Raw genomic sequence first — 24,795 nt, 5'->3', positions numbered from 1 at the left:
CATGTACGCCGTGCGTGATCATGACCAGGCGGTGGCCCGGCTCCGGCGGTCGTACGCGGCGGTGCCGCCCGACCAGCCGGTCCGCCTCGCCAAACGCACCTCCAACCTGTTCCGCCCCCGCAACGCCCCCCGGGCACCCGGCCTGGACGTGAGCGGCCTCGGCGGGGTCCTGCGCGTCGACCCGGCGGCCCGCACCGCCGACGTACAGGGCATGTGCACGTACGAGGACCTCGTCGACGCCACCCTGCCGCACGGCCTGATGCCGCTGGTGGTGCCGCAGCTGCGCACGATCACGCTGGGCGGGGCGGTGACCGGCCTCGGCATCGAGTCGACCTCGTTCCGCAACGGCCTGCCGCACGAGTCGGTGATCGAGCTGGACGTGCTCACCGGGGCGGGCGAGATCGTCACCGCCCGCCCGGAGGGGGAGCACGCCGACCTGTTCACCGCGTTCCCCAACTCGCTGGGCAGCCTCGGGTACGCGACCCGGCTGCGTATCGAGCTGCAACCGGTCGGCCGGCGCGTGGCCCTGCGCAACGTCCGGTTCACGCGGCTGGAGGAGCTGACCGACGCGATCGGGGAGGTGAGCGCCACCCGGTCGTGGGCCGGCGAGACGGTGGACGCGATGGACGGGGTGATGTTCAGCCCCGGCGAGGCGTACCTGGTGCTCGCCACGTTCACCGACGAGGCCGGGCCGGTCAGCGACTACACGGGCCAGGACATCTACTACCGGTCGGTGCGCCGGCGGACCCGCGACGCGCTGACCGCGTACCACTACCTGTGGCGCTGGGACACCGACTGGTTCTGGTGCTCGGCGGCGTTCGGGGTGCAGCACCCCGTGGTACGGCGGGTCTGGCCGGCGCGCTGGCGGCGCAGCGACGTGTACCACCGGCTGGTCCGGCTGGAACACCGGCACCAGGTGGCCGCGCGCATCGACCGGTGGCGCGGCCAACCGGCGCGGGAGCGGGTCGTGCAGGACGTGGAGATCCCGTTGGACGGCACGGCCGACTTCCTGCGCTGGTTCGACAAGGCCGTGGGGATGACCCCGGTCTGGCTCTGCCCGTTGCGGCTGCGGGAGCCGTCCGGCCCGGGGTCGGCGCGGGCCTGGCCGCTGTATCCGCTTCGGCCGGGGCAGGACTACGTGAACATCGGTTTCTGGGGGAGCGTGCCGATCCTCCCGGGCGCCGCCGACGGCGACGTGAACCGGGCGATCGAACGCGAGGTGTCGGAGCTCGGCGGGCACAAGTCGCTGTACTCCGACGCGTACTACGACCGGGAGGTGTTCGACCGGCTCTACGGCGGCGACACCTGGCGTGCGGTCAAGGACCGCTACGACCCGGACCACCGGCTCACCGGACTGTACGAGAAGGCGGTAGCACGACAATGAGCCTCATCGATCGAGACCAGGGGGCGGCAAGCGCTCCCGCGACACCGCCGGCGGGGGGCCGGCGCCCGCGGCCGACCGTGGCCGACGTCGTCCGGGCGTTGACCACCGGGGCCCTGCCGGTCCGGGTCACCGGGTACGACGGCAGCGCCCTCGGCCCGGCCGACGCCGGGATCACCCTCGCCATCCGTTCCGAGCGCGGCCTGTCGTACCTGTTGACGGCCCCCGGCGACCTGGGCATGGCCCGGGCCTACGTGAGCGGCGACCTCGGGCTGGAGGGGGTGCACCCGGGCGACCCGTACGAGGCGCTGCGGGTGCTGAAGGACGAGGTGCGGCTGCGCGTCCCACCCGTGGCCGAGGCGCTGTCCCTGGCGCGGGCGCTCGGCTGGGAGCGGCTGCTGCCGCCGCCGCCCCCGCCGCAGGAGGCGCTGCCCCGCTGGAAGCGGGTGGTGAACGGGCTGCGGCACTCCCGCACCCGGGACAGCAGCGCGATCTCGCACCACTACGACGTGTCGAACGCCTTCTACGAGAAGGTGCTCGGCGAGTCGATGACGTACACGTGCGCGGTGTTCCGCTCCCCGGACGACAGCCTGGAGACGGCGCAGGCCGCGAAGTACGACCTGGTCGCGCAGAAGCTCGCGCTCAAGGCGGGGATGCGGCTGCTCGACGTGGGCTGCGGCTGGGGCGGCATGGTCCGGCACGCGGCCCGGGAGTACGGCGTGCAGGCGCTGGGCGTGACCCTGTCGCGGGCGCAGGCGCAGTGGGCCCAGGCCGCGATCGAGCGGGAGGGGCTGACCGGTCTCGCCGAGGTGCGCCACCTCGACTACCGGGACGCCCCGCCTGAGCAGTTCGACGCGGTCTCCTCGATCGGGCTGACCGAGCACATCGGGGTGCGCAACTATCCCGCGTACTTCGGTTTCCTGCGGAACCGGCTGCGTCCGGGCGGACGGCTGCTGAACCACTGCATCACGCGCGCGGACAACCGGGCGCCGCACCGCTCGGGCGCGTTCATCGACCGGTACGTGTTCCCCGACGGCGAGCTGGCCGGGCCCGGCCGGATCATCTCGGAGATCCACGACGCCGGTCTCGAGGTGCACCACGAGGAGAACCTGCGGCAGCACTACGCCCTGACCCTCGCCGCGTGGTGTCGCAACCTCGTGGCGAACTGGGACTTCTGCGTGTCGGAGGTCGGCGCCGGCACGGCCCGGGTGTGGGGCCTCTACATGGCCGGTTCACGGATGGCGTTCGAGCGCAACGGGATCCAACTGCACCAGGTGCTCGCGACCCGCACCGGCCCGGCCGGCGAGACGACCTACCCCCTGCGCCCTGACTGGCTGCCCTGACCGCCGTTCGACACCGGCACGAAGGCCGCGCCGTGGGTCGGCGCGGCCTTCGTCGTAGCCATTGACAAAGAAGTTTTGTACGTACAAACTGATTTTGCCATGAGAGATGTCCTGTACCTGGAGCAGCTTGAGCAGGCCGAGGTCCTGCTCAAGCCGCAGCGCGTCGAGATCCTGCGGCAGCTGGCCGAGCCGCGCACCTGCACCGAGGTGGCCGCGCGGCTCGACCAGACGCCGCAGCGCGTCTACTACCACGTCAAGCAACTCGTGGCCGCCGGCCTGGTGACGCAGGTCAGCGAGCGCAAGGTGCGGGGTATCAGCGAGGGCATCTACCAGGCCGCCGCCCGGTCGTACTGGCTGTCGCCCCGGCTCGTCGGGCACATCGGCCTGCGCCGGGCCCGCGACGAGCTGAGCCTCGGCTACCTGCTCGACCTCATGGAGGAGGTCCAGGCCGACATCGCGGCGCTGGACCGCGCCGCCCCCGAGCTCCCCTCGGTCGGGGTCTCCGGCGAGATCCGCGTGCCCGCGGAGCAACGCCAGCAGTTCCTGCACGACCTGCAGGCGACCCTGCAGGACCTGTTCACGCGCTACGGCGGCGCCGAGGGTGACGCCTTCAAGCTCGCCGTGGCCGTCTATCCGAAGGGAACAGACCGTGAGTGAACCGATGAAGCTGACCGTCCTCCTCGCCGCTCCGGTCGAGGTCGTCCGCCGCGCCCTCACCGACCCGGCCGAGCTGCGTGTCTGGCTCACCGAGCACGCCCGTGTCGAGCTGCCGACGACGTACGAGTTCTGGGGTCGGCACACGCCCGAGGGCGACGCCCCGCACCAGCGGCTGCTGCACGTCGACGACGACACACTGCGCTTCGCCTGGCTGCTGGACGGGGTGGAGACCACCACCGAGATCTCGCTGCGTCCGGAGGGTCCGGCCGCCACCGTGCTGACCCTCGCGCAGAGCCACGTCACCTTCGCCGAGGCCATCAGCGGCGGCACCATCCGGGGGGTGCTCCAGACCTGGTGGAGCCTGGCGCTGGCCAATCTCGACGCGCACCTGGCCGGGCAGCCGCTGCTGCCGAAGGTCGACTTCACCTCCGCCGAGATGCGCGGCGAGCTGCTCATCGCCGCCCCGATGGCGAAGGTCTGGGAGTCGCTGACCGACTCGGAGCAGGCCAGCGCCTGGTTCGGGTACCCGATCGGCATCGAGCCCTGGGTCGGCGGCCGGTACGCGATGGGCGGCTTCGAGGCCGGCCACGCCGCCACGGTGGTCGACGTGGAGCCGGGGCGGCGGATGTCCGTCGACTGGGGTCCCATCGGCGTCACCACGTGGGAGCTGGCCGAGTCCGCGGGGAAGACGAAGCTGACCTTTGTGCAGAGTGGCTTCGACGAGCAGAACCCGCCGTACTCGGGCTGGGCCGGGTCGGTCTCGGGGCTCGCCGAGCTGCGCCGCTACCACGAGATGGCCGAGTGGCGGCCGATCTGGCTCTCCGCCGAGGTGCCGGGCATGGAGCCCGCGCCAGCGGCCGGCTGAGCATCCCCGGCAGGAAGAAAGGAGCCCGACCGCGCCGGTCGGGCTCCTTTCGTGGTAAATGTCCCCCAATAGCGGTACGTCCGGGAGATACCCGAAGGCCGAATCAGTAAGCTCTTCATCTCTTGCGCGGCGAATGTGTAACTATTTCGCTATAGGCGCCTGGTCAGGATGAGTGGCGTAGATCCTCACACTCTGCCCCTGACTGAACGGTGCCTCCGCCTGTGTCCTCAAACGAATGGATGACCTATCCGTCGATGAGTCTGGCCAGGCAAGACCTAGGTGAGGAGCAGCAGTGATGATGGGACGTACCCGACTGTGGGCAGTGGCGCTGGCGGCCGGCGCGGCGGTGGCGGCCACCGCTGCGGGCGGCGTGGCCATGGGCGGCGGCAAGGACGACGCCGGCGACCGCCGCGACTGGAGTGACTCCCGGGACCGGGATGACGCCAAGGGCGAGCGGTTCGACGTGCGGGCGAAGCTCGACGGTTACCAGGAGGACCCGCTCACGATCTCGACACCGGGCAACGGCCGGTTCGATGCGCACGTCGACGAGCGGAAGAAGGAGATCGAGTTCCGGCTCAGCTACGAGGACCTCGAGGGGAAGGTGAACGCGGCGCACATCCACTTCGGTGGGCGGCACCAGAGCGGGGGGATCATCGCCTTCCTCTGCGGCACCCCGTCGAAGGACGGGAAGGGCGGCGCGCCGAAGGGCACCAAGGAGTGCCCGGCGTCTCCCGCCAAGGTCGAGGGAACGATCAAGCCCGCCGACGTCATCGGCCCGCAGGAGCAGGGCATCAAGCCCGGCGAGTTCGACGAGCTGGTCGACGCGATCAAGGCCGGCGTCACGTACGTCAACGTGCACACCGACAAGTACCCGAACGGTGAGATCCGGGGCCAGATCAAGAAGGAAGACCGCAAGAAGGACGACCGCAAGAAGGACGACGAGAAGCCGGACTGGAGCAGCAAGGACGACGAGAAGCCGGACTGGGACTGGAGCAAGGACGACGAGAAGCCGGACTGGGACTGGAGCAGCAAGGACGACGAGAAGTCCGACTGGAGCGGCAAGGACGACGAGAAGTCGGACCGCGACGGTGAGCACGGCAAGGACGAGCACTCGGACGAGAAGGACTGGGGCTCGGAGCACCGCGAAGGCTGAGAGCTTCCCGTCGTGCCGGCTGATGCCGTGCGGCATCGCCGACCTGCGTGCGGACCGGACCCGAAGGGGCAGCCCCTGGTGGGATGCCCCTTCGGGGTGGGCCGGCACCCGCACGCACGACGCGGGGAAGATCGTGCGTGGGCCGAGGTGATTACGGCGGTTCCGGTGGGTACTGGCGGGCGATGTTCTTCATCTTCGGCCTGCGTACCAAGGTCAGCCAGTCCGGCGTGGTGCGGCAGGTGTGCCGCCACTGCGGCAACCACGCCGCCCAGGTGATCACCCGCCGGTCGACGAAGTTCACCCTGTTCTTCATCCCGCTCGTCCCGGTCCGCACGCGGTACGTGCAGCAGTGCACCTTCTGCGGTGCCCAGTACGAGATCTCCCGGTCCGACGCGCAGCGGCTCGCGGTCGGCTGAGCGCGTGGTGCGCTTCCTCTGCTGGCTGATCGGACGGGAACCGGTCGCACCCGCCCCGCCCCCCGCGCACACCGCCTCCCGCCCGCCCTGCACTGCCGGGCGGCGGCACGGTCGCCGGAAGCGCCGGCCGTTGGCCGGGACCGTCATGCCCCGCTCGCCCTGGAACCGCTCCGCCGGCCGCTGACCCTGACCTCTAGTCTGAACCGTTCCGAGGAACGGGGGAACGTTGCGCAACCACCGGGCCGTCGTGCTGGTCGCCGTCCTGCTGTCCACCTTCTCGCTGCCGGTTTCGCTGACCGGGGCCTCGGTCGCGCTGCCCGACATCGGGCGGGACCTCGACGCCGGTCTCGCCTCCGTTCAGTGGGTGGTCAACGGCTACAACGCGACCTTCGCGAGCTTCATGCTCGCCACCGGCGCGCTCGCCGACCTCGTCGGCCGGCGGCGCGTCTTCGCCGGCGGGGTGGCGCTGTTCGCGGTGTCCGGCCTGCTCGCCGCGGTCGCCGGCGACATCCTGCTGCTGGACGTCGCCCGCGCGGTCGCGGGCGTCGGGGCCGCAGCGGCCGCCACCAGCGCCTCCGCGCTCCTCGCGGGCGCCTTCCAGGGGCCGGCCCGAGCCCGCGCGTTCAGCGTCTTCGGTACGACGATCGGCGCCGGCCTGGCCTTCGGCCCGTCGGTCGCCGGGCTGCTGATCGACACGCTGGGGTGGCGGGCGGTGTTCGCCGCGCCGGCCCTGGCAGGCGTGGCGGTGCTGCTGCTCACCCCGTGGCTGCCGGAGTCGCGCCAGCCGCACGCCGGCCGGATCGACTGGCCGGGCACCGGGTCGTTCACCGCCGCCCTGCTGTTGCTGATCTTCGGCTTCGTGCAGGGTCCCGAGTACGGCTGGGACGACGTGCGGATCGTCGGCGCCTTCGGAGTGGCGCTGGCGCTGCTCGTGGTGTTCGCCCGCGTGGAGCGGTCCCGTCCCGATCCGATGTTCGACCTGGCCCTGCTGGCGAACCCCCGGTTCGTCGGCATCTGCCTGGCGGCGGCCACCATCGTCGCCGTCATGGTGCCGCTGCTGGTCTACCTGCCGTCGTACTTCACGACCGTGGTCGGGCTGACGCCCGCCGCGGCGGGCGCGACGCTGATCCTGCTCACCGCGCCGACCCTGGTGCTTCCGCTGCTCGCCGGGGCGCTGATCCGGCGGGTGCCGGCTCCGGCGGTGATCGTCGCGTCGGTGGCGGTGGTCGCGGTGGGTGCGGCCTGGGCGACCGTGCTGGGCCCGACCAGCGACGCGGCCGTGCTGGCCGGTCCGCTGCTGACCATGGGCGCCGGGATCGGGCTGTCCATCGGCCTGCTGGACGCGCTGGCGATCGGCAGTGTCGGCCCGCACCGGGCGGCCACCGGGGCCGGCATGATCAACACCGCCCGGCTGGCCAGTGAGACGATCGCCATCGCGGTCGTCGGCGCGGTGCTCGCGAGCACCACGGCGGGCCGGCTCGCCGACCCCGGCTTCACCGGCGGCCTGCGGGCCGTGCTGTGGACGATGGCCGCCCTGGCGGCGCTCGCCGCGGTGGCCGTCGCGGCGCTGCTCCGCTCGGGCGCCCGGAGTCGCGAGCCGGTCGCGCAGCCGAGCCGTTAACAGGGGACCCTTCTTCTACCGGAGGCGTTAAAAAGGGGCCCTTCCTTCCCCTTGACCCTCACGTTGCGGGAGGCGGGAGCCTGGATCGCGGAAGGGAGGGAGACCATGGCGTACACGGTGGGGCAGGTGGCGAAGGCGGCCGGCGTGACGGTCCGGACGCTGCACCACTACGACGAGATCGGCCTGCTGTCGCCGAGCGGTCGCAGCAGCACCGGCTACCGGCGCTACGACGATGCGGACCTGGAGCGGTTGCAGCTCATCCGCTACTACCGGGAGCTCGGTTTCCCGCTGGAGGAGATCGCCGCGATCCTCGACGACCCGGCGAGCGACCCGGCCGAGCACCTGCGCCGGCAGCACGAGCTGCTGAGCGCGCGGATCGGCAAGCTGCAGGACATGGTCGCGGCGATCGAGATCGCGATGGAGGCACGGAAGATGAACATCCCGCTGACGCCGGAGGAGCGGTTCGAGGTCTTCGGCGACTTCGACCCGGACGCGCACGCCGAGGAGGCGGAACGCCGCTGGGGCGGCACCGAGGCGTACCGGGAGTCGGCCCGGCGCACCGCCGGCTACTCGAAGGAAGACTGGCTGCGCAACAAGGCCGAGAACGAGGACTGGGGGCGCCGGTTCGCCGAGGTGATGGCCGCCGGCGCGCCGGCGGACAGCCCGGCGGCGACGGACCTGGCCGAGGAGCACCGGCAGCTCATCAGCCGGTGGTTCTACGACTGCTCGTACGAGATCCACACCGGTCTGGCCGACATGTACGTCGGTGACCCACGGTTCACCGAGTACTTCGAGAAGATCCGCCCGGGGATGGCCGCGTACCTGGCGGAGGCCATCCACGCCAACGCGATCAGCCGGGCGTGACGCCGACCGTGGCCCCGGGGAAGCCCGGGGCCACGGTCCCGGTCAGTCGCCGATCGTCGCGTGCAGGATGCCGCGGCCGAACGTCGCCGCGAACAGCGTCTTCGACCCGGCGTGGAAGTGCACGTCCATGACGGGCACGGCGGGGAACGTCGCGCCGACCTTGAGCCAGGTACGGCCCAGGTTCGGGGTGAAGAAGACACCCATGTCGGTGCCGACGTACAGCCACTGGCGGTGCTTCGGGTGCCGGATCACGTCGTTCACCGGCGCCTGCGGCAGGTTGCCGGAGATGTCCCGCCAGGTCGCCCCGCCGTCGGTGGTCATCAGCACGTGCGGCTGGGTCTCGCTCTCCCAGCGGAAGCCGGAGTACGTGACCCAGGCCGTTCGCGCGTCCGCCGGGTCCACGGTCACCCGGGTGACCCACCGGTCGGGCAGGTCGGGGTCGGTCAGCCGGGTCCAGGTGCCACCGCCGTCCCGGGTGACCCACAGGTAGCCGTCGTCGGTGCCGACGTACACCACGTCCTCGTCGGTCCGGGCGATGCCGATCGCGGTGATGGTCGCGTACGACGTGGCGTTGCGCGGCGTCGGCCCGCCGGTCAGGTCGGGGCTGACCGCCCGCCAGGTGCGTCCCCGGTCGTCGGAGCGGTTGAGCACGTTGGAGCCGAAGTAGACGGTGTCCGGCGTGCCGGGGGCGATCTCCAACGGCGACACCCAGTTGAACCGGGTGCCGGCGAACCGGGCCCGGATCGAGGTCATCGTGTCGCCGCCGTTGTCGGAGCGGGCGCAGCCGCCGTTCTGCGAGCAGGCGTACACGTTGTCGAGGTCGACCGGGTTGATCCGGTTCATCATCCCGTCGCCACCCCGGTACAGGTTCCAGTCGGTCCCGCCCCAGGACCGCAGCGAGCCGTTGTCCTGGGTGCCGCCGGAGGCCCGGCGCACGTCCTGCGCGCTCACGTCCATGGCGTAGAACTGCATGTACGGCTGGACGGACGCGGCGTTCCACGGGCCGACCACGTCGCCACCCTGGTCCGACCAGTAGAGGCCGCCGTCGTTGCCCACGTACACGCGGCCCGGCGTGTGCGGGTCCCAGGCCATCGCGTGCTGGTCGACGTGGATGCCCCGGCCGGTCACCCAGGTCAGGCCGCCGTCGCGCGACTCCATCATCGGTACCCCGGCGGAGAAGACGTGGTTCGCGTCGGCGGGGTCGACCCAGAGCCGGCCGAACCACCAGGCGAACCCGCCGTCGGCGGCGTCGAGCGCCGGCTCGCCGGTCATCGGCCGGGACCAGGTGGCGCCCGCGTCGTCGGAGACGAAGAAGCCGGTCAGGTTGCCGATCCGGTCGTTGGTGATCGCGTACGCGCGGTTCGGGTCGCCAGGTGCGAACGCGACGCCGATGCGGCCGGGGTCGCTGGTCGAGGCGGGCAGGGGTGCGCCGAGCCGGGTCCAGGTGGCGCCGCCGTCGGCGGAGCGGTACAGGCCGGATCCGGGGCCGCCGTACTCGCGCCCGTCGGGGTAGCGCAGCTTGTCCCACATGGCCGCGAGCAGGATGTCCGGGTCGGTCGGGTTGATCGCGACGTCGATCGCGCCGGTGGAGTCGTTGAGGCCGTCGAGCAGCTGCTTCCACGTCTCCCCGCCGTCGGTGGTGAGGTAGACGCCGCGGTCGCCGCCGGTGTCGAACAGCCGGCCCTGCGCGGCGACGACGATCCGGCGCGGGTCGGTGGGGTCGATGCGGATCCGCCCGATCGCGCCGGTGTCGGTCAGCCCGAGGCTCTCCCAGGTCGCGCCGCCGTCGGTGGAGCGGTAGACGCCGGTGCCGTAGTACGACCCGCCGCCGCCGTGGTCCGGCTCGCCGGTGCCCGCGTACAGGGTGCCGTCGGGCGCGATCGCGAGCGCGCCCATGGACTGCGGCAGGTCGTCGGCCCAGGCGCTGGTCAGCGTGGCGCCGCCGTCGACGCTCTTCCACACCCCGCCGGTGCCGGCGGCGACGTAGACCGTGCCGGGCGTGGTCGGGTGGACCACCACGTCGATGAGTCGCCCGCCGATGTTGGTCGGGCCGAGCAGGTTCCACGTGACGTCGGACAGGTTCGGCGCGCCGCGCCGCGTGGCGTTCTCCAGCGTCCGCGACTGGGCCAGCGCCTCCTGGTAGGCGGTGGCCGGGATCGAGCCGTCCGGGTTGGCCCGCTGCGCCCACATCCATTCGGCGGGCGCGGCCGGATTCTCCTCCTCCTGAAGGGCGACCGGGCGCGGTGGATCACCGGCCAGGTGCACCAGGGTCGTCGCGACCGTGAGCGCGGCCGCCACCACCCCCGCGCCGATCAACCGGAACCGTGTCCGCCTCGACAGCACCGACCGCATGGGTTCACCGGCCTTCCGCAGCATCGTCGCCGCTCGATGTGGCGGTCAGCGTACGCGGGTATCGACGTCTGTGGAAGGTGGCTTCGACTGTCGTAGGACTGTGAGACTGTCGCGTCAGGATCGCACACATCGGAGGTTCGACAGGTGTTCATCGTCGCCGGAAGCCTGTACGTCGACCCGGAGGACCGGGACGACTACCTCGCCGGTTGCGTCGAGGTGGTGGAAGCCGCCCGCAAGGCGCCCGGGTGCGTCGACTTCACCATCAGCGGGGACCTGGTCGAGCCGGGCCGGGTCAACGTCTACGAGCGGTGGGAGTCCGAGGAGGACCTGCTGGCGTTCCGGGGCTCCGGCCCGACGGAGGAGCAGCAGGTGGCGATCCGCGGCGCGGAGGTCCACCGGTACCTGATCTCCGGCGTCGAGGCCCCCTGACGGGTCGCTCGCTGACCGCCTCCGGCGCGGGCGCGGTCAGGTAGTCGTGGACCGTCCGGGCCATCCGGGCGTACCACCTCGTCGCCGGTGGCGATCGGGCCGCCGGTCAGGAACGCGGGCGGGGTCACTTCGGCGGCGCCGCCGGCGGAGGCTCCGGCGGCAGGCTGGGCGCGAGCCGGCGCAGCGTGAAGAAGGCCGGCACCAGCGCCTCGTACAGCTCCGAGAAGAGCGGCAGCAGCGTCGCGTACGTGGCGGCGGCGGCCGGGTCGGGCCGGACGGCCTCGTCGATGTCGACCAGTTCGGCCGCGACGTCGATGGACGCGACCAGGCCCAACGCCTCCATGCCCAGCAGCGCGGCCCCGAAGCCGGACCCCCCGCGGCCCGCGGGGAAGCGCACCGGCATGCCGAGCACGTCGGCGAGCATCTGCCGCCACAGCGGACTGCGGGCGAAGCCGCCGCTGGCCCGGACCTCGTGGACCTCGTTGCCGGCCGCCCGGATCGCGCCGAGCACCAGCGCGAGCTGCTGGCAGACCCCCTCCAGGGCGGCCCGGACCAGGTGCCGGCGGCGGTGCCCGTGGGTCAGCCCCACGTACGCGCCGCGCGGCAACGCCGACCAGTTCGGGGCCCGCTCGCTCAGCAGGTACGGCAGCATGAGCAGCCCGCCGGAGCCGACCGGCGCCCGGGCGGCCTCGGCGAGCAGTTTCTCCTCGGCGTCGGGGCCCAGCTCGGGAGCGAGCGCTTCGCCGGCCCAGTCGAGCACGATGCCGCCGTTGTTGATGGCGCCGCCGACCGCCCAGCGCTGCTCGGTCAACGCGTAGCAGAACACCCCGCCCAGCGGGTCGACGCCGGGCCGTTCGACCATCACCCGCATCGCGCCGCTCGCGCCGATCGAGCAGGCCGCCATCCCCGGGGCGACCACGCCGAGCCCCAGGTTCGCCAGCGGCCCGTCCCCGGCGCCGACCACCACCGGCGTGTCCCGGGGCAGCCCGGTCGCCGCGGCCACCTCGGCGGTGACGCCCGGCAGGACGTGGGTGGTGGGGACCAGCTCGGGCAGCTGCATCGGCGTGATCCCGGCGATACCGAGGGCCTCGGAATCCCAGGCCAGCTGGTGGATGTCCAGCAGGCCGGTCGCCGAGGCCATCGAGTGGTCGGTGACCAGCGCGTCACAGAGCCGCAGCAGCAGCCAGTCCTTGATGCCCACCCAGTACGCCATCCGGCCGAAGAGTTCCGGCTCCATCTCGGCGTACCAGAGCAGCTTCGGCAGTGGCGCCATCGGGTGGATCGGGGTGCCGGTGCGCTGGTGCAGGGCCAGCCCGGACGGCACCGCCCGCAGCCGCTCGGCCTGTCGGGCGGACCGCGAGTCGGCCCAGGTGATCGAGGGCGTGATCGGGGCGCCGGTGGCGTCGAGCCCGATCAGGCTGTGCATCGCGCTGCAGAGGGAGAGGGCGGTGACCGGTCGGTCGAGTCCGGCCACCGCGCCCCGGACCGCCTCGATCACCGCCGCGTGGATGCGGTGCGGATCCTGCTCGGCGTATCCGGGGTGGGGCTCGTCGAGCGGGTACCCGGCGGAGTGGTGGGCGACCAGCCGGCCACGGGTGTCGTACGCGGCGGCCTTCGTGCTGGTGGTGCCGACGTCGACGCCGATCACGACGCCCAGGGCCCTGTCGGTCACCGGCCCCACCCCCTCGCCGTGCGCGGCCCCCGGCCGCCGCTGACGTTACCGAGCCGAAGGCGGGCGGGACGGCGAATCCGGTTGCGCGCGCGGTTCGGCGTGCGGTCGCGCCGCGTGTCGTGCGGGCCCGCCGCCGGACCTCGGGTCGCGCGACACGCCCGCACGGCATGAATCGACGCAGCGAAACCGCCCTATCGTCCGGGTTGCTCCACCGATCGGGCAATTTGCACCCGGCAACCCGTCCCCGAGCGGGCCCCACCACGGTTAACAGATGTGACACCCCGGTTGGTGGCCCAGGGCCTAGGAGTCGGCGTGGCAATGACTGATTCGACCGGTTCGACGTGGCGGTACCGGTGGGCATACCGGCAGAACGAACGGCGGCAGCGGGTCTTCCGCGACGCCGACGAGGCGTGGCGGCGGCGCGACGAGGAACTGCGCCGGCTGCGTACCCTCGCCGAGGAGTTCGAGGGCTCGACCGACGCGGGTTCCGGCCTCCCCCTGGAGCTCACCCCCGGCGAGGTGGTCTTCTGGGCCTGGCCCGCCGCCCAACTGGTCGAGGTCCGGCACACCGCGGTGCTGCCCGCGCCCGACCTCACCGTCACGCCGCGGCCGACGTCGCTGCGCAACCGCCGGCCCGACGGCATCCGGGTCGCCGACGCCGGCATGGCGGTGATCACCAACCGCCGGCTGGTACTGCTCGGCGGGCGCGGCCGGCGCGACTGGACGTACGGGAAGATGACCGGCCTGGCCCACGACGCGACCGCGCCGGTCACGCTGATCCAGGTGCTCGACCGGCGCCGCGCCTCCGGGCTGCTGCTCCCGGTCGACGTGGCGGCCGACTTCCGGTTCACGCTGACGCTGGCGTTCGCCGACGCGATCGAGCAGCGCGGCGCGGTCATCGCCCAGCTCGACGAGGCGATCGCCGAGCACGAGCAGCTCAAGCCGTTTCGGCCGGCCATCGCCACGCCCGCCCAGGCGCGGCTGAGCGGATTCGTGCCCGGCGGCCGGCGGACCGTGGCCATCGCCGCCGGCATCGCGCTGCTGGTGCCGGTGGCGCTGCTGGAGACCGACCCGTCGGATCCGGGCCGCTCCGAGGTCGCGGTCGCCGCCACGCCGGCACCCACCATGACCACCGCCGCGCCGGTCGAGGCCGCCGTGTCGCCGACGCCGCGCCGCGAGGACCCGTCGCCCGCGCGTTCGTCACCGCCCGCTCCCTCGTCACCGCCGTCGGACGACGAGCTGTGCGGGGCGCCGGCCAACCCGATGGGGTACGGCTTCTGCAGCGGCACCCGCATCCGCCGGCCCGCGGCCGAGGTGTGCGATTGGTTCGACTGCGTGCCCGAGTTCTGGGCCGGACGCGGGTACCTCGTGCAGTGCCGGGACGGGTCGGTCAGCCTCGCCGGCGGCAGCCCTCGGGCGTGCCGCGCGTACGGCGGCGTCCGCCGTACCTTCCGGCGCTGATCCGCCGGGAGGTGGCGTGCCCGCGACCGCTCCCATACACGGCGCTGCCGGCCGGCCACTGTCGCTGGTGGACCGGGCGGGGCGGGCGGCGATCCTCGGGTACCGGCGCTGGCTGTCGCACCGCTGGCCCGGGCAGTGCCGCTACACCCCGACGTGCAGCGCGTACGGGCTGGCCGCGGTCGAGCGGCACGGCCTCGCCGTGGGCGGGCGGATGGCGGCCGACCGGCTGCGGCGCTGCCGACCCGACGTCCCGTGCGGCACCCACGACCCGGTCCGCTGACCGGCCGGGGCGTGTCCGGGCGGGATGTGAAACGTTGTACTGTGCGTGACGGCGACCTCACCCCCTGCTGCGCCGCGACCGCCGTGGCGGGTCCGGTGGGCTGAGCGGGAGAACGACCGGCGGCGGCGGGCCCACGCCGGTGACGCCGAGGCGTGGCGTCGCCGCGCCGACGAGCTGACCCGGCTGCGGGTCGAGGCGACCTGCTTCCTCGGGTGCAGCCTGCCGCCGGACGCGCCCGTCGTGCACCTGGGCCGCGGCGAGGTCGTCTACCGCGTACTCCCGAAGGTGGAACTGGTCGAGGTCACGGCCCGCAACCTCGCCGGCCTGCCCGCACCCGGCCTGGCCGTCGACCCGGCCGGCACCGACGCGCCGGGCCGCCCCCTGCCGCCGGGCCTCCGGGTGGTCGACGCCGGCACCGCCGTGGTCACCGACCGCCGGGTGGTGTTCCTCGGGCGGCACCGCCAGCGGATCTGGTGGTACGCGGACCTGGCCGGCCCGGCGCACCACCCGCGCGCCCCGCTGACCCTGCTGCACACGAAGGACGGGACCCCGCTGGCGGGGCTGCTCGCGCCGCCGCCGGCCGCGCTGAACCTGCGCTTCTACCTCACTCTCGCCTTCGCCGACGGCCTCGGCAACCGCGACGCCGTCGCCGCCTGCCTCGACGACCTGGTCGCCGCCCACCTGCGCGCCCGACCGGTCGCGCCGCCGCTCGCCGCACCCGCCGAGGCACCGGTGACCGCCCGCCTGCACGACCGCCGGCTCGCCGCCGCCGCGGCGGCGCTGGCCGCGTCGGCGGTCGTCGCCGTCACGTTCGCCGTCGGCCGGACGCTCACCCCGACCGTCCCGGCCGGGACACCGAGCCCGGTCGTGGTCAGCGACGTGACCGGCCCGGTCGACGGCTCGCCGACGCCGACGTCGTCGCCCGGGCCGGTCGAGCGTCCGCCGACGCCGACCACGCTCACGCCTCAGCCGGGCCGGCGGTCGCCGTCGACGCGCTAGTCGGTGTCCAGGAACGTCCGCCGCGACACCGGCGGCGTTCCTGGCCGCCGCACCGGCGGGGGAGACCCGCCCTACTCCGGCTTGTGGCAGACCGCTTCGACGTTGTTGCCGTCCGGGTCGCGCACGAACGCGCCGAAGTAGGTCGCGTGGTACTCCGGCCAGAGCTTCGGGGCGTGCAGCACCTCGGCGCCGGCCGCCACGGCCGCGTCGTGGAACGCCTGCACCGCCGCGCGGTCCGCCGCGGTGAACGCGATGTGCGCCTCGACGCCCTGCGCCTCGCCGTCCAGCGGGCTGAGCCAGAAGTCGGGGGCGCTGCTGCCATACCCGACCGCTCCCGGGAACTCCATCATGCGGCGGGCCCCGAGCGGGGCCAGGACGGCGTCGTAGAAGGCGAGGCTGGCGGGCAGGTCACGCACCTGGATCCCGAGATGGTCGAGCATGACGGCTCCTCGTCGGCGATGGGACTTTGACGGGCGCACGCTACGACCGGGGTGTGACACGCTCCGACGTGGCGAGGCAGATCTGCAGGCCGGGGCCGGCGCGCCGGTCCTGCTTCGCGGTGTACATCGCGGCGTCCGCGCGCCGGATCAGCCGCTCGCCGTCCTCGGGCCGGTCGTTCCACGCCACGCCGATGCTCGCGCCCAGGCGCACCGGCCCACCGGCGACGATGAACGGCGGGCGGAAGACCCGCTCGATCCGCCGGCACAACTCCGTCGCGTCGTCCCGCTGCGCGTCCAGGCCGAGGATGACGAACTCGTCGCCGCCGAACCGGCTCACCGTGTCGCCGGGGCGGACGCAGCCGCGCAGCCGCCCGGCCATGTCCACCAGCACCTGGTCGCCCGTGGCGTGGCCGTACCGGTCGTTGACGGTCTTGAACCCGTCCAGGTCGCAGAAGAGCACCACCACCCGGCGACCCGCCGCCAGGGCGGCGTCCAGGCGTCGGAGGAACTCCGCCCGGTTCGGCAGGTTGGTGACCGGGTCGACGCTCGCCTGGTAGCGCAGGACGCGTACCCGCTCCGACCACACGTTCCAGATCCGCAGCATGACCAGCGGTGTCACGGCGGCGGTGTTGACCGCGAGCAGCGCCGTGTCGACGTCCCGGCCGAGCAGTTCGCTGGCGCTGCCCACGGCGGGCATGGCGCACAGCGCGAGCCCGAGGAAGATCAACCGCTCCTTGCTCAGCTCGTCGGTCGGCGCCGGCCCGGGCTGGAGCAGGCGGACGACCGACCGGGCGAGGGCCGTCAACCCGACCGCCGTGTAGCCCGCCAGGTACGCCATGTCCGTGTACGCCGGCCGGTCGCTCGACCCGGGGACGACGACCAGCGCGACGCTGACCACCCCGACGAGGGAGAACCCCATCGCCGTGAGCAGGAACCACAGCGCCGGGATGAACTCCCGGGCGGTCAGCAGCAGCCGGACCAGGCACCCGAAGATGCCGGTCAGCATGAAGACCATCACGCAGGTCGAGATCTGCGTCATGGCCGGGGCGTCGACGTCCCGCAGGTGCGGCAGGAGCAGGAAGTTCCACAGCACCCCACCGGCCACCATGGACACGATCGTGGCGTCGATCAGCCCGCCCACGTCGTCGCGCCCGCGCCGTACGACGATCGTGATCGCCCCGGCGAACATGAACACCTGCGCCAGCGCCGCGAAGATCCCCACGACCGTGCCGTCACCGCTCGGGAGGCGCATCGCGAAGACGTACCAGTACCAGGCCACGTTGCTGGCGTTGAAGCTGACCAGGGCGGCGAGCAGGAACCAGAAGGGCTTCCGGTGCCCGGCGGGCGTCCGGTTCAGCCCGATCATCACCGCGGGCACCGTCGCGAAGGACAGCAGCAGGAAGTCGACCATCTTCTGCACGTCGGACAGGTACGGGTACCCGACGATGCCGACGCCGCAGAAGATCAGGTAGCCGACGCTCAACCCCAGCCCGCCCGGCTCCTGGTGCAGGCCGCGGTATCGGCCCGCCCGGCGCGCCGCCCAGTTCACCTCGTCGAAGACGTTCACGATCGACACGGTAGGGAGCTGGGCCGCCGTGCGGTAGCTGTGGCGCACATGGTGGACGGTGGCGGTTCGGCCGGCCACCGCCCGGCGGCGCCGGTCCCGGATGCCGGTTCACGCGTGGCGAGGGGACACCGGTCTTAGTACCGTACGCGGGACGAGCGGGTCGTGCCGGACGGTCCCGGGCCCGTGTTTGGTGAGGACGAGGTGACCGGTTCCACCGATGACAGCCGCCCCGGCTGGGACGGGGCAGGGGGTCGTGCCGGCCAGTGCCCGGGCTGCGGCCGGTCCACGGCCGACGACGTGTGCCTGCACTGCGCCGCCGAGGACCACTTCCGCAGCGCCTCGCTGGTCCGGGGCTTCGTCGCGTTCCCCGGCCGCGACCCCGGCCAGCCGGCTTCCGGCCCGCCGGCGGCGTCCGGGCTCGGCGACCGGGTACGCGGACAGCCGGGTGGGGGAGTCTCCGGGCCCTCGTTCGTGCGGACACCGCCCCGGCCCGCGCCCGCCCGGTCCGCCGCCGGCACCCGTACCCGCCGGCGGAACGAGTGCGGCGGTCGGGGGCCGCGGAAGATCCTCCTGAGCGTCGCCATCGCGCTCGGCGCGATCCTGCTCGCCGCGCTGGTCGGCATCGTGGGCGCCGTGATGACCGGTCCGGTGAGCGGCCCCGGCGTGGACGCCACCCCGACCGCTGACCGGCCGGGCTGAGCCTGTCGTACCCGCCTGGCAGCATCGCGCCATGGTTCTGACGTCCCTGGCCGAGGTCGAGCGCGCGATCCGGGCGGCGTGGTCGCCGGACACCTGCGACCCGGTGGATCTGCCGGACTGGTCGCCCGCCAACCCGGCGCGCGGGCAGTGCGGCGTGACCGCCCTGGTCCTGCGGGAACTGGTCGGCGGGGAGCTCCTGCTCGGGCCGGTCCTGCGGCGCGACGGGACGCGGCAGGGCGTGCACTACTGGAACCGCCTCGACGGCGGAATCGAGGTCGACCTCACCCGCGAGCAGTTCAGCGCCGACGAGATCGTGCAGGAGCCGGTGGTCGTCGATCCGCCACCGGGTGCCCCGGCGCGGTTGCGCGAGCAGTACCTGCTGCTGCGCGGTCGGGTGCACCACGCGCTCGGCATCGCCGAGACGTCGGCAAGCTGAACCGGCGGTGGGACGCCGCGCTCGCCCGCGCCCGCCTGGCCGACCTCGGCATCCCGCCGGACAAGCCGGTCGGCCGGCTCTCCGGCGGGCAGCGCGCCAAGGTCGCGCTCGCCCTGGCCCTGGCCAAGCGGCCCCGGCTGCTGCTGCTCGACGAACCGGTGGCCAGCCTCGACCCGCTCGCCCGGCGGGAGTTCCTCCAGACCCTGATGGGCAGCGTCGCCGACACCGGCACCAGCGTGCTGCTCTCCTCGCACCTGCTGGCCGACGTGGAGCGGGTCTGCGACTACGTGATCGTGCTGAACGCGGCCCAGGTGCGGCTCGCCGGCCCGGTCGACGACCTGGTCGTCGCGCACCGGCGGCTGGTCGGCCCCCGACACGACGGGTCCCCGGTCGCCGGTGTCGCGGAGATCGTCCGGGCCAGCCACACCGACCGGCAGTCCACCCTGCTGGTCCGCATCGACGGGCCGGTCACCGATCCGCGGTGGACGGAGCGCGACGTGACCCTGGAGGACGTCATCCTGGCGCACCTCGCCGACGGCGACACGAAGGCCAGCCACGAGGCGTGGGGGGTGCCGGCATGATCTGGCTGACCTGGCGGCAGCACCGCCGAGAGGCGTTCTTCGCCGTGGCCGCGCTCGCGGTCCTCGGGGCGTTCATGGCCGCCACCGGGCTGGCCATGCGCAACGCCTACGACGACTATGGGCTGCCCGACTGCGTGACCCGCTTCCGGGAGATCGGCGCCGGACCCGGTCTCGGCGAGACCTGCCACCGGGCCTTCAACCAGTTCTACGACCAGTACGACATCCTCAACCTGGTCGGCGTGCTGTTCCTGGCCCTACCGCTGATCGTCGGCCTGTTCTGGGGTGCCCCGCTGGTCGCCCGTGAGGTCGAGCAGGGCACGCACCGCCTCGTCTGGACCCAGGGCGTCAGCCGGCGGCACTGGGCGCTGGTCAAGTTCGGGCTCGTCGGCACCGCCGCGCTGATCGCGTCCGTGGCGTACGGCCTCGGCGTGGTCTGGTGGATGGTCCCGCTCAACCAGGGGTGGGAGCAGGGCCGGTTCGACGCCTTCTTCTTCGACATGCAGGGCGTGGCACCGATCGGGTACACCCTCTTCGCCGTCGCGCTGGGCGTCTTCGCCGGCACCGTCTGGCCCCGCATGCTCCCCGCGATGGCCGCGACGCTGGTCGGCTTCGTCGGCGTACGCGTCGCCGTGGGCGTGCTGGCGCGGCCCCGCTACCTGCCCGCCGAGGAGCTCACCTTCCCCGTGCGGGGCGCCACCGGCGAACCGGGCCGGATCAACGGGGACTGGCTTCTCGCCAACGGTGTCCGCGATGCCTCCGGCAAGCTGGTCGCGCCCAACGCGCAGGTGTTCTGCCCGCCGGGCGCCACCGGCCCGGACGGCCGGGCCTGCGGCGCCGACCTCGGGCTCGGGCCGGGCGCGTACAACTGGCAGCTCTACCAGCCGGGCAGCCGCTACTGGCTGTTCCAGACCATCGAGACGGGCATCTTCGTCGCCCTCGCGGCGCTGCTGATCGTCCTCGCCGTCCGCCGGATCCGTCGCCTCGCCTGACGACGACGGGGGTGCGGGCCCCGATGCCCGCACCCCCGTCCCAGCCGCTGACTCTGGATGAATCGCGCCGTCAGCGGCTCATGGGGAGGGTTGGCGCGTCCAGTTCGGGGACCCGGCCGGCCTGCCCCTGGCGTCGTCCGAGAGCAGGTGGGACCAGTCGGAGCGACCGGCCCAGCCCGGACCACCGGCCGGAACCGGCTCGGGTGCCGGTTCCGGTGCCCGGCCAGGTTGGCCCAGGCCGAGACCGTCCACGCCCACCGGGCGGTCCTTGTCGGGCACGGCCGGGATGATCTCGTCCGGGGTCAGCGTCGCGGGTGCGTCGGCGGCCGGCTCCGGCCAGCGCCGCCAGCGGCGGATGCTCACGACGCCGACGAGGAGCAGCGAGCCCACCAGCAGTGACGTGCCGTTCCGTACCGGAGCCATCAGATCCACCTGGTAGCCGGCCAGGGTCAGCGTGTGGTCGAACACGGTCGTCACCAGGCCCGGGCTGACCAGCAGGACCAGGTAGCTCGCCGAGTAGATCAACCCGGCCAGCGCCGCGCCCAGCGGGGAGATCCGGAGCGTGGCGATGAGCCCGAGCAGGATCCCGGCGGCCGCCAGTACCAGCAGGGGGCGGAGGAGGTCGCCACCGTCCGGCACGCCGCCGTCGGCCGCGTCCGCGAACGCCCGGGCCGACCGGTCCTGGCCGGCGGCGAACAGGAGCCACGACAGCGGGCCCACGAGAATTGCGGCGATCACGGTTCTGAGGTGTCGCATCCGGGCAAGGTACCGATCTTCCCCAGCTGTGGGCAGGCTCGCTAAGCGAAACTTAAATCGCCGCGAGGCAACCATTCCGGTCCTTTCGCCAGCGGCCGGACGGTCCGCTTCCGAGTGATCGCTGACAGCCGACGCGCCGGGGGATGGTGGCGGCACGGTGGCCCCGACTGCTGTCATGTGCGGATGAGCGAGTCCGAGGTACGGCGCACCGTCGAGGCGGTGTGGCGGTTGGAGGCCGGGCGGGTGGTCGCCGGCATCGCCGCGATCGTCCGCGATGTCGGCCAGGCCGAGGAGTTGGCCCAGGACGCGCTGGTCGCCGCACTCGAATCGTGGCCGCGCGAGGGCGTACCCGCCAATCCCGGCGCGTGGTTGACGACCGTGGGGAAGCGGCGGGCGATCGACGCGGTGCGCCGCCGGCAGACCGGGGAGCGGGTGGTGGCCGCGCTCGGCCGGGACCTCGACGAGCAGGTCACCCCCGACTTCGACGCCGCGCTCGAGGACCGCATCGAGGACGACCTGCTCCGGCTGATCTTCGTGGCCTGCCATCCGGTGCTCTCGCCGATCGCGCGGGCCGCGCTCACCCTGCGGCTCGTCGGCGGCCTCACCACCGGCGAGATCGCCCGCGCCTTCCTCACCACCGAGTCCACCGTCGGCCAGCGGATCACCCGAGCCAAGGCCACCCTCGCCGCCGCTCGCGTTCCCTTCGAGGCCCCCGGACCGGCCGAGCGCGCCGAGCGGCTCGGCTCGGTGCTGGAGGTCGTCTACCTGATCTTCAACGAGGGGTACGCGGCCACCGCCGGCGACGACTGGATGCGCCCCACCCTCGTGCAGGAGGCCCTGCGCCTGGCCCGGCAACTCCAGGGGCTGATGCCCGACGAACCCGAGGTGCACGGCCTCGCCGCGCTGCTGGAGATCCAGGCGTCCCGCGTCCACGCCCGCACCGGCCCCGACGGCGAGCCCATCCTCCTCAACGACCAGGACCGCACCCGCTGGGACCAGCTGCTCATCCGCCGCGGGCTCGCCGCCCTCGACCGGGCCCGCTCGCCCGGCACCGGTGCCGTCGGCGGCGCCCAGACCGGCCCGTACACGATCCAGGCCGAGGTCGCGGCGTGTCACGCGCGGGCGCGTACCCCCGGGGAGACGGACTGGGCGCGGATCGCGACCCTCTACGCGGAGCTGGCCCGGCTGGTGCCCTCGCCGGTCGTGGAGCTGAACCGGGCGGTCGCCGTCGCCCAGGCCGACGGGCCCGCCGCCGGCCTGGAGATCGCCCGGGCGCTGGCGGACGAGCCGGCGCTGGCGCAGTACCACCTGCTGCCGAGCGTGCTCGGCGACCTGCTCGCCAAGCTGGGACGGCAGGACGAGGCGCGGCGGGAGTTCGAGCGCGCGGCCTCGCTCGCCGGCAACGCCCGGGAGCGGGCGCTGCTGCTCGACCGGGCCGCCGCGTGCGGCTCGTAAAAATCTTGGCAGCGGATGTCGGATCCGGCCCGACCCGATCGACGCGTCAGTGACAGCCCGAGATGGTGTCCGAGACCTGGAAGGAATCCTGAGATGCGCTACATGCTGATGCACAAGCTCGACGAGAACGAGCCTCTCGCCTTCGACCCGAGTCCCCAGTTCATCGAGCGGATGGGCGCCTTCATCGAGGAGGCGCAGAAGGCCGGCGTGTTCCTCGCCGGTGAGGGCCTGGAGAAGAGCAGCAAGGAGTCCGGCCGGATCACCGCCGACAAGGGCAAGGTGACCGTCACCGACGGGCCGTTTACCGAGACCAAGGAGCTGATCGCCGGGTTCGCGCTGCTGGAGGTACGCGACAAGAACGAGGCGATGGAGTGGGGGCGGCGGTTCGTCAACCTCTTCATCGAGGAGGGTGTCTACGTCGAGGTCGACGTCCGCCGGGTCTTCGAGTTCCCGGAGGGCTGACCGTGCAGGGGTGCGGACGGTCGCGTCCGCACCCCTGTCACGAGTCGGGCAGAAGATGCCCGAGTACGGCCGAGAGCCGCTCCAACATCCCGTCGACCTGACCGCGGTCATATCCCCTCAGAGCCAAGGGCAGTTTGCCGCGCTCGCGGTCCAATTCCGTCTTGGCCTGCTCGATACGCGATGCCTGGTCGGAGTTCAGCGCGTCCACGCATCGCCCGATCAGCTCGTCCACCCGGCGCTTGTCGTACCCACGCAATCCGCTTGTGAAGGTCGGTGTCTCGAACACCGGTCGGTCCAGGGGCGGTTCCACGCGCGTACCTCGATTCCTGAGGGGCCGTCGTGGGAAGCATGGCACGGCGGCACAAGGGCGCCGAAGAATCTTGAGGAGGGATGTCGGATCCCGCTCGGCCTGATCGACGCGTCAGTGAGGACCCACCGACGAGGAGCTCGAGATGACCAGTACGACGTTGACGTCGACCCGGGCCGGCGTACCGACCCCGGCCCTGCTCGCCGCCGGCATGGCGGCCGGGCCGTTCTTCCTGGCCGTGTCGTTCGCCCAGGTGTTCACCCGGGACGGCTTCGATTTCAGCCGGCAACCGCTCAGCCTGCTCGCTCTCGGCGACCACGGCTGGATCCAGATCGCCAACTTCGTCCTCGCCGGGCTGCTGACCCTCGCCGGTGCCGCCGGCCTGCGCCGGGCCCTGCGCGGCCGCCCGGGCGGCACGTGGGGCCCGGCGCTGGTGGCGGTGGCCGGCGTCGGCATGGTCGTGGCCGGGGTGTTGACCGCCGACCCGAGCATGGGCTGGCCGGCGGGCGCTCCCGAAGGCTCGCCCGACACGATGAGCTGGCACTCGGTCGGGCACGGCGTCGGGGCGATGCTGTCCTTCGGGTCGCTCACCATCGCCTGCCTGGTCCTGGGTCCCCGCCTCGGCCGTCGCTGGGCGGTCTTCTCGGTGCTGGTGGCGCTGGCCACCGTCGTCGTGATGGCCTGGCCCGACCAGGGCAGCATCAGCGTCCGGATGGCCGCCGGTTCGGCCCTCATCTTCGGCTGGCTCACGGCCGTGTCCGCCCGCCTCCGCGACCTGTCCTGAGAGGAATCTCCGAGATGCGCTACACCGACGGGCCGTTCACCGAGACGAAGGAACTGATAGCCGGCTTCGCCCTGCTGGAGGTGCGGTCGAAGGATGAGGCGGTGGAGTGGTCGAAGCGGTTCGCCGGCATCTTCACCGACTTCGGGCTGGACGTCGAGGTCGACGTCCGCCGGGCGTACGAGGGACCGAAGGCGGTCTGACAAGGGCGTACGCGGGGGAGCCGGATGTGATGGCCGGCTCCCCCTGCCCTACTGGGCCTCGGTACCCTCGCGCGCCCGGCGGAGCTGCCGCGCATCCGTGAACCGGCCTCCGGCGAAGCGGGCCAGGGCTGTCGCCACCTCGTCCGCCGGCTCACGGACCCGGTTGAGGCCGAGCAGGACCAGAGCCCTCCGCCCGTCCAGCGGGCTCGTGCCGTCCAGCGGACGATCGATGGTCGACCCGGCCGGTACCAGCAGCAACGTCGGGGATGCCGGCTTGTCGTGACCGGCGGCCGGCACCGGCACGTCGAGAATGATCGCGTCGATCTCGGCCCAGGACACCAGCCGGTTGACCCCGGAGACTCGCAGGGTCAGCCCCTCCGCGCCGATGTGGAACCGGAACGGCCTGAGCTCGCGGACGGCGATCGCGCCGCTGATCACCAGCCCGAGGCCGCCGAGGATCGCCGCGGTGCCGGACCCGGCGGCGGAGCCGCACACCAGCACGAGCACGCTGCATGCCGCGAACCAGCCGCCCATGACCAGCAGATCGCGGCTTCTGTGCAGCTCCACGCCCGTACCTCGATCCTCGTGAGGGGTCGCTGTGGAGAATCGCATGACGGTGCGAGCGT

General features: G+C 73.0%; 27 protein-coding genes. 20 read left to right on the top strand and 7 right to left on the bottom strand.

All coding sequences use genetic code 11. The annotated features are described in order from the left end of the window. The first annotated feature begins 1 nt into the window (after position 1). From GKC29_RS29340 to GKC29_RS29305, 8 genes are all read left to right on the top strand, one after another. Positions 2–1,384, top strand: a complete 1,383-nt coding sequence (locus GKC29_RS29340; protein WP_155333896.1) for an FAD-binding oxidoreductase — start codon at positions 2–4, stop codon at positions 1,382–1,384. Next, positions 1,381–2,724, top strand: coding sequence for a class I SAM-dependent methyltransferase (locus tag GKC29_RS29335; protein ID WP_155333895.1), 1,344 nt, complete (start codon positions 1,381–1,383; stop codon positions 2,722–2,724). The genes GKC29_RS29340 and GKC29_RS29335 overlap by 4 nt, the downstream gene beginning before the upstream one ends. A gap of 99 nt (positions 2,725–2,823) precedes the next feature. Next, on the top strand, positions 2,824–3,381 hold the full coding sequence (locus GKC29_RS29330) for a helix-turn-helix domain-containing protein (protein WP_155333894.1): 558 nt from the start codon (positions 2,824–2,826) through the stop codon (positions 3,379–3,381). Then, a complete protein-coding gene (locus GKC29_RS29325) occupies positions 3,374–4,246 on the top strand; it encodes an SRPBCC domain-containing protein (protein ID WP_155333893.1) in 873 nt (290 codons plus the stop codon). The genes GKC29_RS29330 and GKC29_RS29325 overlap by 8 nt, the downstream gene beginning before the upstream one ends. Positions 4,247–4,541: 295 nt before the next feature. After that, positions 4,542–5,399, top strand: coding sequence for a CHRD domain-containing protein (locus tag GKC29_RS29320; protein ID WP_155333892.1), 858 nt, complete (start codon positions 4,542–4,544; stop codon positions 5,397–5,399). Positions 5,400–5,536: 137 nt separating this feature from the next. After that, positions 5,537–5,815, top strand: a complete 279-nt coding sequence (locus tag GKC29_RS29315) for a zinc-ribbon domain-containing protein (protein WP_230688857.1) — start codon at positions 5,537–5,539, stop codon at positions 5,813–5,815. Positions 5,816–6,041: 226 nt separating this feature from the next. Continuing rightward, positions 6,042–7,436, top strand: a complete 1,395-nt coding sequence (locus tag GKC29_RS29310) for an MFS transporter (protein WP_155333891.1) — start codon at positions 6,042–6,044, stop codon at positions 7,434–7,436. A gap of 105 nt (positions 7,437–7,541) precedes the next feature. Further along, entirely contained in the window at positions 7,542–8,300 is a 759-nt protein-coding gene (locus GKC29_RS29305; protein ID WP_155333890.1) for a MerR family transcriptional regulator, read from the top strand. Between the two features lie 42 nt (positions 8,301–8,342). Here GKC29_RS29305 and GKC29_RS29300 read toward each other — a convergent pair whose 3' ends face one another. Next, on the bottom strand, positions 8,343–10,676 hold the full coding sequence (locus GKC29_RS29300) for an exo-alpha-sialidase (protein WP_155333889.1): 2,334 nt from the start codon (positions 10,674–10,676) through the stop codon (positions 8,343–8,345). A gap of 120 nt (positions 10,677–10,796) precedes the next feature. Here GKC29_RS29300 and GKC29_RS29295 point away from each other — a divergent pair, with 120 nt between their 5' ends. After that, positions 10,797–11,081: a putative quinol monooxygenase gene (locus GKC29_RS29295; protein ID WP_155333888.1), complete on the top strand. Its 285-nt coding sequence runs from the start codon at positions 10,797–10,799 to the stop codon at positions 11,079–11,081. Between the two features lie 124 nt (positions 11,082–11,205). Here the strand turns inward: GKC29_RS29295 and GKC29_RS29290 are convergent, their stop codons facing one another. Further along, entirely contained in the window at positions 11,206–12,753 is a 1,548-nt protein-coding gene (locus GKC29_RS29290; RefSeq protein WP_155333887.1) for a gluconokinase, read from the bottom strand. Between the two features lie 312 nt (positions 12,754–13,065). Between GKC29_RS29290 and GKC29_RS29285 the strand changes: the two genes are divergently transcribed. The 3 genes from GKC29_RS29285 to GKC29_RS29275 are packed head-to-tail and all read left to right on the top strand — an operon-like array spanning position 13,066 to position 15,493. After that, positions 13,066–14,214, top strand: a complete 1,149-nt coding sequence (locus tag GKC29_RS29285) for a hypothetical protein (RefSeq protein WP_155333886.1) — start codon at positions 13,066–13,068, stop codon at positions 14,212–14,214. A gap of 16 nt (positions 14,215–14,230) precedes the next feature. Beyond that, positions 14,231–14,494, top strand: coding sequence for a membrane protein insertion efficiency factor YidD (yidD, locus tag GKC29_RS29280; RefSeq protein WP_230688856.1), 264 nt, complete (start codon positions 14,231–14,233; stop codon positions 14,492–14,494). 45 nt (positions 14,495–14,539) lie between these two features. Beyond that, the gene (locus GKC29_RS29275; protein ID WP_155333885.1) at positions 14,540–15,493 is read left to right on the top strand and encodes a hypothetical protein; all 954 of its coding nucleotides are present in this window, start codon (positions 14,540–14,542) and stop codon (positions 15,491–15,493) included. A 71-nt stretch (positions 15,494–15,564) separates the two neighbouring features. On the opposite strand, the gene GKC29_RS29270 is transcribed toward GKC29_RS29275, so the two are convergent. Together GKC29_RS29270 and GKC29_RS30400 are read right to left on the bottom strand one after the other, a co-directional pair. Next, the gene (locus tag GKC29_RS29270; protein WP_155333884.1) at positions 15,565–15,933 is read right to left on the bottom strand and encodes a VOC family protein; all 369 of its coding nucleotides are present in this window, start codon (positions 15,931–15,933) and stop codon (positions 15,565–15,567) included. Positions 15,934–15,973: 40 nt separating this feature from the next. Beyond that, on the bottom strand, positions 15,974–17,500 hold the full coding sequence (locus GKC29_RS30400; protein WP_155333883.1) for a GGDEF domain-containing protein: 1,527 nt from the start codon (positions 17,498–17,500) through the stop codon (positions 15,974–15,976). A 201-nt stretch (positions 17,501–17,701) separates the two neighbouring features. On the opposite strand from GKC29_RS30400, the gene GKC29_RS29260 reads away from it, so the two are divergent. Genes GKC29_RS29260 through GKC29_RS29245 form a run of 4 tightly spaced genes read left to right on the top strand, consistent with a single transcriptional unit; the run spans position 17,702 to position 20,205 of the window. Then, positions 17,702–18,199, top strand: a complete 498-nt coding sequence (locus tag GKC29_RS29260) for a hypothetical protein (protein ID WP_155333882.1) — start codon at positions 17,702–17,704, stop codon at positions 18,197–18,199. 31 nt (positions 18,200–18,230) lie between these two features. After that, the gene (locus GKC29_RS29255; protein ID WP_155333881.1) at positions 18,231–18,635 is read left to right on the top strand and encodes a hypothetical protein; all 405 of its coding nucleotides are present in this window, start codon (positions 18,231–18,233) and stop codon (positions 18,633–18,635) included. Further along, positions 18,632–19,216 carry an ATP-binding cassette domain-containing protein gene (locus tag GKC29_RS29250; protein WP_230689129.1) on the top strand — a complete coding sequence of 195 codons (585 nt, stop codon included), beginning with the start codon at positions 18,632–18,634 and terminating at the stop codon, positions 19,214–19,216. Before GKC29_RS29255 ends, GKC29_RS29250 begins: the two co-directional genes overlap by 4 nt. Further along, complete coding sequence (locus GKC29_RS29245) at positions 19,213–20,205, top strand: ABC transporter permease (RefSeq protein ID WP_155333880.1); 993 nt, start codon at positions 19,213–19,215, stop codon at positions 20,203–20,205. Before GKC29_RS29250 ends, GKC29_RS29245 begins: the two co-directional genes overlap by 4 nt. 78 nt (positions 20,206–20,283) lie before the next feature. On the opposite strand, the gene GKC29_RS29240 is transcribed toward GKC29_RS29245, so the two are convergent. Further along, on the bottom strand, positions 20,284–20,961 hold the full coding sequence (locus tag GKC29_RS29240) for a hypothetical protein (RefSeq protein WP_230688855.1): 678 nt from the start codon (positions 20,959–20,961) through the stop codon (positions 20,284–20,286). Between the two features lie 183 nt (positions 20,962–21,144). On the opposite strand from GKC29_RS29240, the gene GKC29_RS29235 reads away from it, so the two are divergent. Both GKC29_RS29235 and GKC29_RS29230 read left to right on the top strand, forming a co-directional pair. Continuing rightward, positions 21,145–22,416, top strand: a complete 1,272-nt coding sequence (locus GKC29_RS29235; protein ID WP_155333879.1) for an RNA polymerase sigma factor — start codon at positions 21,145–21,147, stop codon at positions 22,414–22,416. Positions 22,417–22,509: 93 nt separating this feature from the next. Beyond that, the gene (locus GKC29_RS29230) at positions 22,510–22,878 is read left to right on the top strand and encodes a YciI family protein (protein WP_155333878.1); all 369 of its coding nucleotides are present in this window, start codon (positions 22,510–22,512) and stop codon (positions 22,876–22,878) included. Positions 22,879–22,915: 37 nt separating this feature from the next. On the opposite strand, the gene GKC29_RS29225 is transcribed toward GKC29_RS29230, so the two are convergent. Next, positions 22,916–23,188 carry a hypothetical protein gene (locus tag GKC29_RS29225; protein ID WP_155333877.1) on the bottom strand — a complete coding sequence of 91 codons (273 nt, stop codon included), beginning with the start codon at positions 23,186–23,188 and terminating at the stop codon, positions 22,916–22,918. A gap of 142 nt (positions 23,189–23,330) precedes the next feature. On the opposite strand from GKC29_RS29225, the gene GKC29_RS29220 reads away from it, so the two are divergent. Continuing rightward, positions 23,331–23,969 carry a DUF998 domain-containing protein gene (locus GKC29_RS29220; RefSeq protein WP_155333876.1) on the top strand — a complete coding sequence of 213 codons (639 nt, stop codon included), beginning with the start codon at positions 23,331–23,333 and terminating at the stop codon, positions 23,967–23,969. A 14-nt stretch (positions 23,970–23,983) separates the two neighbouring features. Then, complete coding sequence (locus tag GKC29_RS29215) at positions 23,984–24,169, top strand: YciI family protein (RefSeq protein ID WP_155333875.1); 186 nt, start codon at positions 23,984–23,986, stop codon at positions 24,167–24,169. A gap of 48 nt (positions 24,170–24,217) precedes the next feature. Here GKC29_RS29215 and GKC29_RS29210 read toward each other — a convergent pair whose 3' ends face one another. Beyond that, a complete protein-coding gene (locus GKC29_RS29210; protein WP_155333874.1) occupies positions 24,218–24,736 on the bottom strand; it encodes a hypothetical protein in 519 nt (172 codons plus the stop codon). Positions 24,737–24,795 lie beyond the last annotated feature (59 nt).

This window comes from Micromonospora sp. WMMC415 (genome assembly GCF_009707425.1).
In the GTDB taxonomy this organism is placed as follows: Bacteria; Actinomycetota; Actinomycetes; order Mycobacteriales; family Micromonosporaceae; genus Micromonospora.
Note: the sequence above shows the minus strand (reverse complement) of the source record. Positions and strands in the feature narration are given on the sequence as shown.